Source organism: Cytobacillus mangrovibacter, assembly GCF_042865275.1.
GTDB classification, from domain to species: Bacteria; Bacillota; Bacilli; order Bacillales; family Cytobacillaceae; genus Cytobacillus; species Cytobacillus mangrovibacter.
This window is the reverse complement of the sequence record NZ_JBIACJ010000011.1, coordinates 60628-77601: the sequence shown is the minus strand read 5'-3', so window position 1 is coordinate 77601 and position 16974 is coordinate 60628. Positions and strand designations below refer to the sequence as shown.

Here is a 16974-nt window from a genome sequence, read left to right as displayed (position 1 = left end):
TTCCCCTTCAAAAAAGCGCTGAACTTTGCCAGATAAAGTCTTCTTATTTAAGAAGACTTTATCTGTATAAGTTCCACCATTAAGTTATCGTAGCAAAAGATAATTCTATAGGAAAATTTAATTATGTAAATAACAATCACAAATTTTTTTTGCACACTATTTGTATTCTACTCTTCTTCTTAAAGGATTTCTACTTAGAGCTAGTAAAAATCGCTTTGTAGGCAGAAATACTCATAAACACGAAAAAAAGCCAGTGATATAACCGGCTTTCTTCAGTACTCTTATACAGTATTTCCTTATACTTGCTGTTTGATTTGCTCTCTTAATAAATTGGCGGCTTTACTCATTACCTTGAGCTTTTGACTAGCAATCTCTTCACTATTCATCGGTCTTTGGGCAAATGTGCCGAACCCGCAATCTGGATTTAAATAAATCTGATTAGCTGGGATGAGCTTTAATAAATGATTGACCTTCTCCACAATTTCTTCTGCAGTTTCAATCTCTTCTGTTCGAGGGTTCACAACGCCAAATCCAATTTCAGCATGAGTGAACTCCTTTATCGCCTCGATTTCCCCTGCTCTTGGCGTCGCATACTCAAGAACGAGCTGATCAATATCTACCCTTGATAAATAAGGGATAAGCGGGAAATAGGGACCTCTTAGAAGAATGTCATCTTCTCTGCTCCAATTTCCGCGGCAAATATGGACACCTAATTTTGTTCCTCTTCCCCGCATCCCTTCTATCACTTGATTCATTAACCCAAGTGCGAATTCAATTTCTACCTCAGCATCTGCTTTTGCAGTTAAGGCTCCACACATAAATGTTCGATTGGCATTCTTTTGTGTGAATACAAGCTCAGTCAGCACAGGTTCATCAAATTGGACAAAATCGACGCCTTCAGCAATCAAATCTTCCAATTCTTCTCGTAAAACTCCTACAATATCGATTGCTAAGTCTTCCTTCGTTGGATAAGCTTCTTCCGATAGCCCTTCAACCCACATGGATCTTGTTAATAAATAGGGTCCTGGAAGTGTTACTTTTATTTTTCTATCTGTGTGCTTCTTTAGAAATCGAAAGTCATTTAATGCGAGCGGTTTTTTGCGGCTAATTTTCCCTGCTGCTGCAGGATTTGATAGGGAAAAGGCAGGAACATCAAGTGTTCCAAGGATTTCTTCAAAACTTGCTTTATCATCAATGTATTCTAGTAATTCAGAGACCGTTAGCATTTTCACATTATGCAAATGCTCAGCAACAAATGAAATATAATTATCTCTTCTTTGCTCTCCATCAGACACAATATCTACGCCAGCTGCTTCTTGTAGACGAAGGCATTCAATAGCCGCTTGATCCGCAACTGTTTGAAATGCCTCATCTGTCATTCTGCCTGCTCTTTTTTCTCGCATCGCCTTCTGCACCTCAACCGATCTAGGCCAGCTGCCGATGACAGAGGTAGGAAAGAGTGTTGATTCCATCGTATTTCCTCCTAATAGACAATTGAAAATGTCAGTTTGATTTCAACTGCTTTTTTCAAAGTTTGATAGATAGGTGACTTATTTAAAGTAATTTGCCAAATCTCCTTCAACAAATCTTCATCCGCTGCGGACGATACATAGCATGTACCTGAAATCTGCTGTATACTTGGACTTCCCGTTTCTTCTATCTCCATATGGGATAAAATATTTTCGATGGAACCTTTAAGCGAAAGCTCGATTTGGTCAACAACAACATTCCTTCTTGAAGCATGCGCTTTGAATCCAACGGTTAAACAGGAAGCAAGAGAAGCAATGAAATAATCGATTGCACTTGGCGCATCCACACGAGCACTAAAATCTGCAGGCTGTCCGGAGTAGAAATGATGGTTTCTTGCAAACACTTTCGCCTTTAAATCCTTCTCCCCTTGCACCCGAACATTCCATTTGTACCCTTTTGCAGCCGTAAGATCACTCTCTAATGCCGATTTGCTTTGACCTTTTCGCACAAAATACCTAACCGTATTCTCCCCTGGCTCTGATCCGATAAATTCATGCTTGACCATTCGGCACCATGCTGGTAAATCATCAGCCACCGTTCTTTCTCTGCTTCTAATTTCCAAAACTTGTCCGGGATCAAGCGGCTTCATACTTTTATTAATTATCAATAACAAACCTGATCCGCAATCGAGATCTCCACCATCACAAACGGCATGAGGATTTAACATGAATGCTGCCCCCTAAATTAATATGTAATTGAAGCTGCACCTTGTGTTAAAAACTCTACCAGTCTAGCTCCGCCAACAATTGTTGCACCTTCAATTAAATTATCTTCTGATAGCCCTCTCTTTTTGTAACAAGGACTGCATACCCAAATGATGCCACCCGCTTCAACAAATTGATCCATTAATTGCTTTAATGGTGCGAAGCCTTCTTCGTGAATATCTTCTGCATATCCTTTTTCTGCTAGAGACGCACCTTCCACATTTAAAAAGACAACTGTTTCCTGACCTGATGCAACAGCAGCATTGGCAACTACAAACCCAACCGTTGCTTTATCTGTATCATTTTTAGCACTTGTAATACTCACTGCGAATTTTCCTGACATCATAATTCCTCCCAAAGTTTAGTTTACTTAAATAGATAATTGGTCTAAGCTATTTCCCTTTTTGATGAAATAATGGCTGAGATTCCTGTCATCGAGGCGGTTTAACAGTGTGTGATGCTGCATTCGGCACCATGCAGGCAAATCTTCTCGTGCACCCGGGTCATACGAGATTACTTGAATGATTTCCCCCTCTTCCATTTTTTTCATCGTTAGAAAGAGATTCATTATTAGCTCCCCACACCCAGTTGGGCCAGCATCATAAGTGACATCCACTGACATATGATTTTCCATTTGACACCACCTTTTTATATTGCTGATGGTAAAAAGAGAAAAATAGACTTGAATATTCAAATAAATTAAAGCGCTTTCCTCCCAATTATAATGAATTCGGTTTACAAAATAAATTCAATCTATCTATAGTATCGATGAAGATGCATCGTCTTTTCGAATACTGCTTCTATATCTATTCGAAAGCTGTTTTCGCAAACATTGTTGCTTTTTACACGAATTCGTAGAAGTTGATTTTCGCTCCAGGTCGCTCGCTTTCCGCGGGGTGGGCGCTGAGCCTCCTCGTCGCTTACGCTCCTGCGGGGTCTCAGCTGTCCCACACGTCCCGCAGGAGTCTCGCGCCTTCCGCTACAATCAACTAGACATATTTGTCTGCGATTTCCACTCACAATATATTCATCTAATTTAGTAACATTAAAACTCAAAAAAGGGTAAATTATGTGTTTCATCGCGAATCGTTTATAATTGTTAAGTATATAAAGGATGAGATAAGTTGGTGACGAAATTGAAGTATGATGTAATAGTAATTGGTGGCGGGCCATCAGGTTTGATGGCGGCCATTGGGGCAGCAGAGAAGAAAGCAAAGGTTCTGCTCATTGATAAAGGAGACAAGCTCGGAAGAAAGCTTGCTATTTCAGGCGGGGGAAGATGCAATGTCACGAACCGGCTGCCTGTTGATGAAATTATTAAGCATATCCCAGGAAATGGCCGCTTCTTGTACAGTGCCTTTTCTCTTTTCAGCAATGAGGATATTATCAAATTTTTTGAAAAGCTTGGCATTCAACTTAAGGAAGAAGACCATGGGAGAATGTTTCCTGTTACAGATAAGGCACAGTCTGTTGTTGATGCCTTGCTTTTAAGATTAAAAGAATTAAGAGTAGATATTAGAACGAACAGCCCGATTAGCGATGTTCATTATAAGAACGGAAAAGTCCATTCCGTAGAACTGAAGAATGGACAAGTGTACGAGTCGAATTCTATTGTCATTGCTGTCGGAGGAAAGTCTGTGCCACATACTGGCTCTACTGGAGATGGGTATGCATGGGCGAAAAAGGGAGGACATACAATAACCGATCTTTTTCCTACTGAGGTTCCAGTTACATCTGCAGAACCATTTATTAAAGAAAAAACCTTGCAAGGATTATCTTTGAGAAATGTTGCTCTTAGTGTATTAAATCCAAAAGGAAAGCCTTTGATTACACATCGGATGGACATGATTTTCACCCACTTTGGTGTCAGCGGTCCAGCCGTTTTACGATGCAGCCAATTTGTAGTTAAGGCAATGAAGAAGTGGGACTTACGTGAAGTAACAATGAGTCTTGATGCCATCCCTGACCAAAAGGAAGAACCGTTGTTCCAAGAAATATTTAAACTTATTAAGGACGATCCGAAGAAAAGTATCAAAAACCTGTTAAAAGGTTTTTTACCTGAAAGATACTTATTATTTCTGCTCGAACAAAGTGAAATCGATCCTTCCACTCAGGGAGCAACCATTTCAAATGAAAAGCTTCGAAGTTTTGTGACTAGCTGTAAGAAGTTTCAATTCCAAGTAAATGGAACACTGTCATTAGATAAAGCATTTGTTACAGGCGGGGGAGTCTCTGTTAAAGAGATTGAGCCGCAAACAATGGCTTCTAAATTAATGGACAGATTATTTTTCTGTGGGGAAATCCTAGATATTCACGGCTACACAGGCGGATACAATATTACCTCTGCACTAGTTACAGGAAGACTTGCAGGAATAAATGCAGCAGTCACAGAACGGAGCGAAAAATAATCATAGATATGTATTTTGCGGTCACATAAAATTTTATGTGACCTCTTTTTGCAATAATTACCATATTCAGGTGCGTAAATCTTTTTACGTGACCGCCTTTTGTATTAATTTCCATATTCGGGGACGTAACTCTTTTTACGTGACCTCCTTTTGCATTAATTACCATATTCGGGGACGTAACTCTTTTTACGTGACCGCTTTTTGCATTAATTACCATATTAGGGGACGTAACTCTTTTTACGTGACCGCTTTTTGCATTAATTACCATATTCGGGGACGTAAATCTTTTTAGGCGCGCTTACCTTTTACGAAACCCCTTTTTGTTAAAATACCCATTTTAGGAAGCAGCAAAAAAAATAATCGATCACACAAAGTGACCGCAACCTATTCATGCTCGATAAATAATCATTGCTGAAAAGCAGTAAATTTGCTCATCTTCATCCTCTTGAACAGCTGCTACATTGTATTTAATATCGAGCAGCTTCTTTTCTTCAAGTTTTTCTAAAAACCGATTCATTTCCAACTCGAGATCTTTCTCATGCTCTTGATCAAATAATTTGACCTTAATCAAAGACCCCTCACCCTTTCAGTGTTTTAGCTCCATTATTGACAGAATAGTTAATATTCAACCCTTTAAGATTCTGCAGGCTTCTCATTTTGGACAAAACTCTACTCCCTTATCATTATTAAAGAATGATATCCTTATATAAATGCAATTAATCGATATCATATATAGTAATTAATCGATATTTCCTATAAGACTGGAGGGCTGAGAATGGACTTGCACCAACTATTTGTTTTTACAAAGGTCGTTGAACATAAGAACTTTTCAAAAGCAGCTGATGATATTTTTTTAAGCCAATCAACTGTTAGTTCACATATTAAATCATTAGAGAAAAGTTTAAACCTCAAGCTTTTTGACCGCGAAGGAAGGGATACGCTTCTAACACCGCATGGAGAAAGATTGTATCAATGGGCACAGAAGATTTTACTTTTAAAAGATGAAGCCCTGCTCGACATAAAAAGTGAGATGATGGACTTTCGAGGAATGGTAAAAATCGCTACAAGCTCTGTTCCTGGCTCGTTTATCATTCCGAATATAATAAAAAATTTCAATCATGTTCATCCGAATATTTCTTTCCATATCTCAGAATCCTCATCAAAAAAAGGTGTAGAACATGTTCTCAATCGATCTGTTGATATTGGAATTCTAGGAGAAAAATATGAAAATGAGAAGCTCTGCTACCTTCCACTAAAAAAAGAAAAATTAGTATTAATTACTTCTAATGAACTGGAATTTAAAGGACCTGTTTGTTTAGAAGAAATCATTAAATATCCGTTGATTATGAGAAGCTCTGATTCTGGTACACGCTCACTAGTAAATAAGTTTTTAGAGAAGAAAAAGATTTCAAAGGAACATTTACATACAGTCGTTTATACGGATTCTGGCAATAGCTTAATCCAATTTGTAAAACAAAATATAGGAATCTCTATAATTTCAGAAATAGCTGCTCAAGAATTTGCAGCTGCTAATTTAATTCATCTATACGAAATAGAGGATTTTTATGATGAAAGGTTCTTTTATCTTGTTTATCATAAAAACAAAACATTATCATTAGCTGCAAAGCTATTTATTGAGAATGTAAAAAAATTAGAAAAAGATACTTATTAAGTAAAAAGAACAGACAGCTTTATACCTAGCTGCCTGTTCTTTATCAAACTTACTTTTCAGGTTTTACCGTTTCTCCAGACCAATTCAGCATGCCGCCAATCATATTTCTAACCTTGTATCCTTGATCCTGCATATAATGACAGACATTCTGGCTGCGTCCACCGGAACGGCAAATAAAAATGTATTCCTTTTCTTTGTCAAAGTAATCCAGTTTTTCTGGAATGGTCATCATGCGTATATGTTTGGCACCAGGAATCATCCCATGTACGATTTCCTCATCTTCTCTCACATCAACAAGTTCTAGCTTTTCACCTGCGGCTATTTTTTCCTCTAATTCATCTGTTGTAATAATTTCAATTGAATCCATCAATAAATTCCCTTCATTAATTATTTACATTCCCTATTGTAAAAAACATCCTCCGAAAACACAATCGGAGGATGTCAATGATCGGTCTGTGCTGCGTTATTCTATCTGTCCAGCTCCGGCGGCTACCACCTCGAGGTCATAAGCCAAGCTGGCTTGAAGGTTAAAAAACAACCTTCATTCCAGCTCGTCTTATGCTTGTCGGGGGTGACCAAGCCGCCTCCGACTTTCTTTGTCTAGCTCCGGCGGCTACCCCCTCGAGGTCATAAGCCAATCTGGCTTGAAGGTTAAAAACAACCTTCATTCCAGCTCGTCTTATGCTTGTCGGGGGTGACCAAGCCGCCTCCGCCTTTCTAGTTCGCTACAATATTTACTAGTTTCCCTGGTACTGCAATCACTTTACGAATCGTTTTTCCATCAATTTGCTCTTTGACAATATCATCATCCATTGCAATTTTTTCAAGTGCATCCTTTTGGGCATCGGATGGAACACGAAGCTTTGCCTTCACTTTGCCATTAATCTGAATGACAATTTCAACTTCATCATCCACTAGCTTCGCTTCATCAAATGCTGGCCATGCTTCATAAGCAATCGTTCCGCTATGGCCAAGCTTTTCCCAAAGCTCTTCTGCCACATGAGGCGTAATTGGTGATAGCATTTTCACAAATCCCTCGATATAGTGCTTCGGAAGAACTGTTGATTTATATGCTTCATTTATAAAGACCATTAACTGTGAAATGGCTGTATTAAAACGCAAGCCCTCATAATCCTCAGTTACCTTTTTCACCGTTTGGTGGTAGATCTTCTCTAGGTTACTTGCTTCGTCAACGGCTTGGATCTTCGGATTGATATTTCCATTCTCTTCAACGAATAATCGCCAAACTCGATCAATAAATCTTCTTGATCCATCTAATCCATTTGTTGACCATGCAATCGAAGCATCTAAAGGTCCCATGAACATTTCATATAAGCGAAGTGTATCTGCACCATGACTGTCAATAATGTCATCAGGGTTTACAACATTCCCTTTTGACTTACTCATTTTTTCATTGCCTTCTCCAAGAATCATCCCTTGGTTGAATAGCTTTTGGAAAGGCTCCTTCGTATGAACCACTCCGATATCATATAGAACCTTATGCCAGAAGCGTGCATATAGAAGGTGAAGCACGGCATGCTCTGCACCGCCAATATAAATATCAACTGGAAGCCATTCTTTTAATTTTTCTGCATCTGCAAGTGCTTCGGTATTCTTCGGATCGATGTAGCGTAAGTAATACCAGCAGCTTCCTGCCCACTGTGGCATTGTATTCGTTTCTCTGCGGCCTTTTTTACCTGTTTCAGGGTCTACTACATTAACCCAACCCTCGATATTAGCAAGTGGTGACTCACCTGTACCAGAAGGCTTAATTTCCTTTGTCTCTGGAAGAATTAATGGAAGCTGGTCTTCTGGAACAGCTGACATTGTGCCATCCTCCCAATGGATAATTGGAATTGGCTCACCCCAATAACGCTGACGGCTGAATAACCAATCGCGAAGACGGTAAGTCACTTTCTTCGTACCGATTTCTTTTTCTTCAAGCCAAGAAATCATTTTTACAATTGCGTCTTCCTTGTTCATCCCATTTAAGAAATCTGAATTTACATGTTCTCCATCGCCTGTGTAAGCCTCTTTTTGAACATCTCCACCCGCAACTACCTCAATAATTGAAAGGTCAAATTGCTTTGCGAACTCATAATCACGCTCATCATGTCCTGGAACTGCCATGATCGCGCCTGTTCCGTAGCTTGCTAATACATAATCAGCGATCCAAATTGGCATTTTTTCGCCATTTACTGGATTAACGGCATAGGCACCAGTGAATACACCCGTTTTTTCTTTTGCCAAATCTGTTCTTTCAAGATCACTTTTGCTTTGGATTTTTTCAATGTAAGCATTAACTGCTGCCTTTTGGTCGTCAGTTGTAATTTTATCCACTAATGCATGCTCCGGAGCTAGCACCGCATATGTTGCACCAAATAGAGTGTCTGGACGAGTTGTGAATACAGTGAAAGTTCCTTCATGTCCTTCAATTTGGAACGTCACTTCAGCGCCCTCTGAGCGGCCAATCCAATTGCGCTGCATATCCTTAAGGCTTTCAGGCCAATCCAATAAATCTAAATCTTCAAGTAAGCGGTCAGCATAAGCAGTAATTCTTAACATCCACTGTCTCATCGGTTTACGCACAACCGGATGTCCGCCACGCTCACTTTTTCCATCAATTACTTCTTCATTGGCAAGCACAGTTCCAAGTGCTGGGCACCAGTTAACTGCTACTTCATCAATATAAGCAAGCCCTTTTTCATAAAGCTTTAAGAAAATCCATTGTGTCCATTTATAATACTCAGGATCAGTCGTATTCACTTCACGATCCCAATCATAAGAAAATCCAAGTGCTTTAATTTGACGGCGGAATGTATTAATATTTTGTTCCGTAAATTCTGCCGGGTCATTACCTGTATCTAATGCGTACTGCTCAGCAGGCAATCCAAATGCATCCCATCCCATTGGGTGAAGGACATTAAAGCCCTGCATCCGCTTCATACGGGAAAGAATATCTGTTGCTGTATAGCCTTCCGGGTGTCCTACATGAAGACCTGCGCCAGATGGGTACGGAAACATATCAAGTGCGTAAAATTTATTTTTCCCTTTATCTTCACTCGTCTTAAAGGTTTTATTATCTTCCCAGACGGTTTGCCATTTCTTTTCAATCTCCTGATGATTGAAGCTCATTGTCTTTTCCTCCTAATGCCAAAAAGTATCAGGCGCTGGAGCTAGCCTACTTTTTGACTTCTAATTTTTTAAATTATCTATTTTTAAAAATAAAAAAACCTCTCATCCCAAAATAGGGACGAGAGGATTATGTATGAATCTCCCGCGGTACCACCCACATTAATGACAAAGGTCATTCGCTTCATTATCCTTAACGCGGAATACGGCAAGCATTACTAATCTTTCACACTTGCTGCTCAAAGGCGAGTTCATGATGCTTCCTGCTGACTTGCACCTTCCGTCAGCTCTCTAAAAAGGATTCGACACCATTACTGCTCCTTATCGTGGCAGTTAGTTATTAATTTAGTGTTATTGTATAAAATTTCCCGCCAAGATGCAAGGGGGCTCATCCTGACGGGAAGTGTAATAGATAATATATGCATAAGAATGAAGATGTGTTCCTTTGGACTAAAAATAAACAAATATACTTATAAGGACCTAAAATTTCAAATATTATCTATCATAACTAACATAGGTTCCACCGATTAAGTCATGTACGGTTCTTTTATCTTTTCTAAATACCACCATAAAAACACTGACAATAGCAGATATTCCAAATGTTAAATTCATAACCAAAAACTTCCCAACAACTTCTCTTAAAAACATATTTTTAAAGGTTAATTCAGATTCATTGATTCTTTTAACCTTTATTTTTAAAATTCGTTTCCCTATTACATAACCACTCCATAATAATGGAATGAACGTTAAGTATAAGGTATATATAATTTGCCAAGTCCAACCAGTTGCCCATTCATATGAGTATTCTCCTTTTATCAGGTAGAAAACTGCAGATATTGGAAGAACAAGAATGAAGAAATCAAGTATATCTGCTATTAATCGTATACCAAAACCTGCTGCCCTTTTATCCATTAAACTTTCTCCTTTTTTCTTAATTCTAGCATCAGTTTACATAATTACCTTTATTTTTTAGTCCAACTATCATTGAATAAAAAAAGACTATATTTCAATTTATAGCCTAATTTTAATATGTAGATTCGTTTTCACCCAGGAAAAGGACAGATAAAATAACTACATGATTGACTTTAATTCTCCAATTGCTGTAGATATTGTCACCGTACTATAAAATAGGGTTCTTCCTTTGATTCACTTTTTCTTGTTGAACGACCCCCTGCGAAACCAAATAAAAAGAAAAGAGCAATACTATATAACTTAACAACGGGAAGAAAAGTATCCATTGATAATAATAAATGGTTGAGCGGAATTGACCAATTAATCCAGCCCATTCTTTCGTAATCGAAATAAAGACAGGCGGGTCCATACGAATAAAAGTGCCACCAAAAAACAAATTGAATATCCCCAATTGACCAATCAAATGAAGAACTTGAATCACTTCATTCATAAAAATAATTAAAATTTGACTTTTAAGACTAGGGAGAATATGTTTTTTCGCAATATGCAGTCTACTTCCTCCCAATGCTTGGGAAGCAGTTATAAATAAATTTTTTTGCACCTCAATTGTTTTGCTATAAACATTATCATAAACACTCATTATGCCCAAAACAATCATTAAGCTGCCTACAATAGCACTTAATGTAAGTGGGCTCAAAACTGGTTCTATGTTTATCTTGATTAAAATGAAATAAATAATAACAAAAACTGGAAATCCACTAAAAATATTAATTTTCATTTTAGCATTTTTTATTGGAGTATTTAGAGGATTCTTATTTAAGGCTACGAATATACCAAGTGTCCCTCCAATTACCACTCTTAATAAAGCTACAATTACTACTGTAAAAATAGTATACTTCGCACCGTGCAACAGTAGCGTCAGAATATCATATCCCCATTGGTCCGTTCCAAAAAGATGCTCCTTTGAAGGAGGAAATGGAGGAGCGGATAATTTTCTCCCTTCTTCGGTAGAAATATATTTCACTTCTGCTAGTTCTTCTACTTTATAGGGAGATAAATTTGGCCCAAAGACAGCAATAAGAAAGAAAAAACAGATCATAATCAATCCAATTATTAGCTTAACATTCAACCTACCCATTTATGAAAATCCTCTCTACTAAGAAGATAAAAAGTTTAATTGTAGATAAAGTTCCAATATACAATAGAAAGAAGGATAAAAGGGTAATCACAACTAAATTATATTGATAACCAAAGTTATCTGGGTATTCAAATAAAATTTCCGTCAGTCCTCTAGTATTGTATAAATACTCAATAATAAAGAGGTTGCTAAGAGATATACCTACAATTTTATACAAGTCTGCTTTTAAAAACGGAAGGACATTACTAGTTACATGTTTTATATAAATATATCTTTTCGTTAATCCTTTGGCTTTTGCCGTTAAAATATAATCCTCTGTTAAAACCTCATATGTTTTATCATTCAATGTCCGAATCAAATAAAATAAAGGCAAAATACATAGAGTAAATATCGGTAGAAAAATAGCTGGATCATCCATCGACAATGATGCTACTTTTAATACTTTTACTCCTGTTTTTTTATAAATATAGGTAACTAATAATTGCAGTAAGAGTACAAGAATAAAATCAGGAATAATTCCAATAAAGCCCAAAATCGAATTAACCCATTTCTCACTTTTTTTCCAAAACCAAATCCCAAGAATAAAAGCTAAAATAATAACGATAAGCAATGAACTTGTCAAATAAAAGTAAGATGAGAGAAAGAAACTAGAAAGATCACTTAATAAAAAACGCCTTCTGTCTCCTTGCATGTAAAAATAAGATTCACCATTAAATAATCCAACAATGAAATTTGTAATTTCATTTGGAATTTCAAAAGGTTGGAAAATTAACTTGCCATCCATGTTGTATAAGTATAACGGCAGAGCAGCTAGGAAAAAGAGTAATATAATACTAGCTGTTTGAATAACGAAAGATTTAAGATATTTCATTGAAAATTCCTACCTCATTTATGATGTCAACAGGTATTTAGTATATTCACAATATAAAGTTATTTATTTGAATGTTATATAAGGAAATGAAAAGTTTAATGTCACTCTGGGAGATGAGTCTTCTTAATGAACTTAAGCAAAGGCCGTTTTCTCAAGTATTGTTGCTAATGAAAAAGTAGTAGATAGAGGTCGATTTCCACTCTAGGCGTTTACTTGCGGGATGGGCGCTGAGCCTCCTCGGCGCTAAAGCACCTGTGGGGTCTCAGCTGTTCCACTTCTCCCGCAGGAGTCTCACGCCTTCAGCTCCAATCAACCAACCTTTTATTGATAGAAAACTTATTCAAAAACAACAAACTTTTAGAAAAGAACCTAAGCAAAAGTTACTTCAGGGATTATAGAAAATAAATTAGTATTACATAAATGCGCTGCTACAACCTAAATTGTCTTTTGTGTTTTCACGTAACATTTTGGTATTTATTGTTCGTCCATTCTTCTTATTAAAATAATCAACACAAACTCCTATACTAAAGAAGACAGAAGAAATTCCTACTAACACTATCCATAATGGCATTCTCTCACCTTCCTTTTTTATATCTTGCTACACTTACAATATAATACATTAAGACCTGTTATTACCACAAACCTAAGTTATTTTCTTTGAAACTATCATAATATTAGTTTTAACTCCTACACTATTTCATCCGTTTTTCAATTATTACCGACTAAAAGTGTCGAATTTCTAATGGATGTTATAGGTGGTATAATTCGCGATCTTATTACTGTATTCTTAATTTTTCTTGAAAGGGATAGCACTGACAAAACGCATATTTTATACGTTAAGACTCAACACCTTTAACTACAAATTTGTGCCTAAATCAGATGTATTATCACACTATTTTATCTACAGTTAAATTGATTATTTCTTGTAGTAAAAATTATATTTATGTTAGAATTATTTGGAAATAATTTTAACAAGAAACTCTTCCTAACAAAAATAAAGGAGTTATTTTATGAAAAGAATTACATCGTTCGTATTATACATAACATTGTTAATAGGGGTGTTAGGGATTATGTTTAGAGGTATTTGGCTATTTTTAATTTGGCCAATATCTTTAATTATATGGACTTTAATGATGGCGATAAATAAGAGGAGCACAAAAAAAGTTTATCTATGGTTATTTTTCCTAGTAATAACCATAATAATATTCATTTATGGATTAAATAAGGGAATAAATGAGTCGGTTTTTTAAGTTTTATATAAAAGGAGCGTTTAAAAGTAAATGCGCTCCTACAACCTAAATTATCTTTTGTTTTTTCACGTAACATTTTAGTATTTATTGTTCGTCCATTCTTCTTATTGAAATAATCAACACAAACTCCCATACCAAAGAAGACAGACGAAATCCCTACTAACACTATCCATAATGGCATTCTCTCACCTCCAATTGTTAAATTCCGCTACATTTTCAATATAATACATTAAAGCCTCTTAATACCACAAATCTGAGTTATTTCCTTTGAAACTATCATAATATTAGTTTTTAAACCCTCACTATTTCATCCGTTTTTCAATCATTACCGACTATAAGTGTCGAATTAACGCCTAGCAAAAATCCCTCTATAGCAATTTTTACCTTCAAGTACAATACACTTCTTTACGATAAACAAAGTGCCTGCCACTCCTCTGAATTTGTCGAAACTACTGAACTCTTTCAACAAAACCTGAGTGGTGACAGGCACTAAATCTTATAGCTAATATATGCATGAAAACGAGTAAGTTTTCCGTTGGCCTTAAATGGACTTAGTATCACCTCCCGTGATTAGTGCTACTTTTCCCTGCAGTTTTCCACTGCCTTTAAAGCCTGCATAGTCAAATATGGGCCTTGGGACCATCGCCCATTCCAAGCCAGGTTTCTGTTCTTGATGCTGGGGTGGAAAGGCAATTGGCTGTTGAACGACCTTTTGTATATAACCAAGGTAAGGGTAGACTGGATAGTCCTGGTTCATGCTCGTGCATCCTCCCATAATCATTTATTGGTAACAAGATTCCTTACATACGTTCATAATTAGCTCTTCTAAAATATCAATTCATATTTTTTTTGATCTATCGTTAGTCCTGATTTGATGTCTTTTTTCAATTATCTAGTGACGTGGAAATTCGCCTCGTAATTCTTTTTCGAGTTAGATTATGTCATATAGGCTACTATCGTGCATGACAGTCATTGTTTGTTTAAGGAAACAGCCAAGTTTACGAAAGCAGCCTAAAAAAATAAGTTCAGAGCCATCTGACTCTGAACTTATTTTTAAGCTATTTTTTATTTCCTCCACAATAACTGCCTTCCATCAATTCATCTGCCCTCTTTCTCTTTACTGCACTGTATATCCTCCATCAATCACAATTGCCTGACCTGTTACGCCTCTTGCCGATTCACCTGACAGAAAAATGGCATAGTCAGCAACCTCTTCAACTGTTAACAGCCTCTTTTGCGGAACTAACGGGAATATGACTTCTTCAAGCGCCTTGTCGATTGGAACATTCCTTGTAGCAGCAAGATCACTAAGCTGATTGCGGACAAGTGGGGTATCAATATAGCCTGGGCATAAGGCATTAACTGTAATTCCATGCTCTGCTGTTTCCAATGCCGCCACTTTTGTTAACCCAATCACCCCATGCTTCGCACTATTATAGGCTGCCTTCCCTGCAAAGCCTACTAATCCATTAATCGATGCCATATTAATAATCCGTCCGAATTGCTGCTGCTTCATGATTGGCAAAACATGTTTGATTGCGATAAAAGGAGCAGTAAGCATAACTTTAATAAGAAATTCAAACTTTTCTGTTGAAAAATCCTCGATCATTGATACATGCTGCAGCCCTGCATTGTTTATGAGAACATCCAATCTGCCGAAAAGCCGAATGACTTCTTGAATACAGAAGTTAATTTCCTCTTCAGAAGTGACATCACATTTTAGCCCAATGGCTGTAAAGCCTTCATTCTGTAATTTCTCTGCCGCTCGTCTAACAGGCTCTTCTTGAATATCGGTTAACACAATTGCTGCACCATTAGCTGCAAATCTTTTCCCTATTTCATAACCGATGCCTTGTGCCGCGCCGGTAATAAAAACTACCTTTTTCTGAATCATGTGTAAGCTCCTTTCGAAAAACAATGCTAGAAAAAGAAACTCCTAGACTTAGATGCCAAGCCCAAAAGAGAAGAGAATAATAGCAATTGCAACACCTATTAACGGTACGATGACCGTGACAGCACCAACTGCCCCATAGGCATCCTGATGGCTCTCTCCACAAATGGAGCGGACCGTTGTCACAACATACCCATTATGAGGCAGTGAATCGAGTGCACCAGAAGAAATTGCAGCAACCCGATGCAGTGCTTCTGGGTTAACTCCCATATCCATATAGTGTGGTGCTAAAAGTGGTAGTGCAATGACCTGTCCTCCAGAGGCTGATCCAGTCATTCCTGCTATGACACTGACCGCAATTGCCGCTCCGATTAGCGGACTTCCTGGAATATTTGTCATAAAATCTACTGCCATTTCAAACGCAGGCACTGCCTTAGCCACACCGCCAAAACCGACCACCGCTGCTGTATTCCCAATTGCAATTAATGCCCCTAGCGTTCCCTCTGAAACTGCGCCCCAGAAATCTTTAAAATACTTACGGTTTAATAGATAAGTAGCGATTACCCCACCTAATAAAGCAATGATTAATGCCGATTGTTTAAGAGAATCATGGAAAATGAATGAAATAATTAATACAACAATTAATGGCACTGCCCCCATAAGCGGATTCGGCAATTTTTTATCCACTGTTACAGGATCCTTTTCTCGTGCTGTAAATGTTTCTCCTTTTTGAACGGCTTTTGTAATCATTCTCTTCAACCACCAATAGCCAAAAATCATCATAAAGACAGCTACGATTAAACTAACTTCCAAGCCTGCATATGGTGTTGTACCAAGATATTCAATCGGAATCCAGTTTTGAATTTCCGGAGATCCTGCTGAGGTCATCGTGAACGTGACCGATCCGAAGGCAAGAGCAGCTGGAATAAATCTTCTTGGCAGATTAGCCTGTTTAAATAAACTTAAAGCCATTGGATAAACAGAGAAAGCAACAACGAATAAGCTCACACCGCCATAGGTCAAAATGGCACAGGAAACGACAATGGCAAGAACGGCATACTTCATTCCAAGCTTATCGACAATCAGCTTGGAAACACTATCAGCTGCTCCGCTATCCTCCATTACTTTTCCAAAAATGGCTCCCAATAAGAACATCAAATACCATGAAGTAACAAACCCGGAGAAGCCTGACATATAGTTGCCAACTAAATTCGCCTCTCCCTCTCCTGCTAGCTGCGGAAATAGCGGCATCCCGCTAAATACTGCTACAAAAATAGCCGAAAGCGGTCCTACAACAAGAAGGTTCATTCCTCGCATGGTTAAAAAAATTAATAATGCCAATCCACCGATTAACCCGATCATGCTAAGCATTTCAATTCCTCCTTTATTATGAGTTTGATACTTACGTTTTTTCTTCTACTCCTCCCTTGCAAACGATTTCATTTTAAAATGGTGCCACAATCTTT

At 37.6% G+C, this 16974-nt stretch carries 16 protein-coding genes and 1 other annotated feature; of the genes, 2 read left to right on the top strand and 14 right to left on the bottom strand.

Annotated elements, in window-relative coordinates; translation table 11 throughout:
• Positions 1–296: 296 nt before the first annotated feature.
• The 4 genes from ACFYKT_RS18015 to ACFYKT_RS18000 are packed head-to-tail and all read right to left on the bottom strand — an operon-like array spanning position 297 to position 2868.
• The gene (locus tag ACFYKT_RS18015; protein ID WP_389222403.1) at positions 297–1472 is read right to left on the bottom strand and encodes a vitamin-B12 independent methionine synthase; all 1176 of its coding nucleotides are present in this window, start codon (positions 1470–1472) and stop codon (positions 297–299) included.
• An 11-nt stretch (positions 1473–1483) separates the two neighbouring features.
• The gene (locus tag ACFYKT_RS18010) at positions 1484–2197 is read right to left on the bottom strand and encodes a sulfurtransferase TusA family protein (protein ID WP_389222402.1); all 714 of its coding nucleotides are present in this window, start codon (positions 2195–2197) and stop codon (positions 1484–1486) included.
• A 17-nt stretch (positions 2198–2214) separates the two neighbouring features.
• Entirely contained in the window at positions 2215–2577 is a 363-nt protein-coding gene (locus ACFYKT_RS18005) for a DsrE family protein (protein ID WP_389222400.1), read from the bottom strand.
• 27 nt (positions 2578–2604) lie between these two features.
• Positions 2605–2868 (bottom strand): sulfurtransferase TusA family protein, encoded by a 264-nt coding sequence (locus ACFYKT_RS18000; protein WP_389222398.1) that lies wholly within the window; start codon positions 2866–2868, stop codon positions 2605–2607.
• Between the two features lie 502 nt (positions 2869–3370).
• On the opposite strand from ACFYKT_RS18000, the gene ACFYKT_RS17995 reads away from it, so the two are divergent.
• Entirely contained in the window at positions 3371–4642 is a 1272-nt protein-coding gene (locus tag ACFYKT_RS17995) for a BaiN/RdsA family NAD(P)/FAD-dependent oxidoreductase (protein ID WP_389222439.1), read from the top strand.
• Between the two features lie 388 nt (positions 4643–5030).
• Here the strand turns inward: ACFYKT_RS17995 and ACFYKT_RS17990 are convergent, their stop codons facing one another.
• Entirely contained in the window at positions 5031–5213 is a 183-nt protein-coding gene (locus tag ACFYKT_RS17990) for a sporulation protein Cse60 (RefSeq protein WP_389222396.1), read from the bottom strand.
• 204 nt (positions 5214–5417) lie between these two features.
• Between ACFYKT_RS17990 and ACFYKT_RS17985 the strand changes: the two genes are divergently transcribed.
• Positions 5418–6314: a selenium metabolism-associated LysR family transcriptional regulator gene (locus ACFYKT_RS17985; RefSeq protein WP_389222394.1), complete on the top strand. Its 897-nt coding sequence runs from the start codon at positions 5418–5420 to the stop codon at positions 6312–6314.
• 49 nt (positions 6315–6363) lie between these two features.
• Here the strand turns inward: ACFYKT_RS17985 and ACFYKT_RS17980 are convergent, their stop codons facing one another.
• From ACFYKT_RS17980 to ACFYKT_RS17940, 9 genes are all read right to left on the bottom strand, one after another.
• Positions 6364–6681 (bottom strand): rhodanese-like domain-containing protein, encoded by a 318-nt coding sequence (locus ACFYKT_RS17980; protein WP_389222392.1) that lies wholly within the window; start codon positions 6679–6681, stop codon positions 6364–6366.
• Between the two features lie 350 nt (positions 6682–7031).
• A complete protein-coding gene (gene leuS, locus ACFYKT_RS17975; protein WP_389222390.1) occupies positions 7032–9449 on the bottom strand; it encodes a leucine--tRNA ligase in 2418 nt (805 codons plus the stop codon).
• 111 nt (positions 9450–9560) lie between these two features.
• Positions 9561–9783, bottom strand: a binding site (T-box leader).
• A gap of 158 nt (positions 9784–9941) precedes the next feature.
• A complete protein-coding gene (locus ACFYKT_RS17970) occupies positions 9942–10358 on the bottom strand; it encodes an RDD family protein (protein ID WP_389222388.1) in 417 nt (138 codons plus the stop codon).
• 208 nt (positions 10359–10566) lie between these two features.
• Entirely contained in the window at positions 10567–11382 is an 816-nt protein-coding gene (locus tag ACFYKT_RS17965; RefSeq protein WP_389222386.1) for an ABC transporter permease, read from the bottom strand.
• A gap of 106 nt (positions 11383–11488) precedes the next feature.
• Entirely contained in the window at positions 11489–12367 is an 879-nt protein-coding gene (locus ACFYKT_RS17960) for an ABC transporter permease subunit (RefSeq protein WP_389222384.1), read from the bottom strand.
• 1206 nt (positions 12368–13573) lie between these two features.
• Positions 13574–13798, bottom strand: a complete 225-nt coding sequence (locus ACFYKT_RS17955; protein ID WP_389222382.1) for a hypothetical protein — start codon at positions 13796–13798, stop codon at positions 13574–13576.
• 360 nt (positions 13799–14158) lie between these two features.
• Positions 14159–14374 carry a hypothetical protein gene (locus ACFYKT_RS17950; protein ID WP_389222380.1) on the bottom strand — a complete coding sequence of 72 codons (216 nt, stop codon included), beginning with the start codon at positions 14372–14374 and terminating at the stop codon, positions 14159–14161.
• A gap of 360 nt (positions 14375–14734) precedes the next feature.
• Entirely contained in the window at positions 14735–15511 is a 777-nt protein-coding gene (locus tag ACFYKT_RS17945) for a 3-hydroxybutyrate dehydrogenase (RefSeq protein ID WP_389222378.1), read from the bottom strand.
• 48 nt (positions 15512–15559) lie between these two features.
• Entirely contained in the window at positions 15560–16879 is a 1320-nt protein-coding gene (locus ACFYKT_RS17940) for a GntP family permease (protein WP_389222376.1), read from the bottom strand.
• Positions 16880–16974 lie beyond the last annotated feature (95 nt).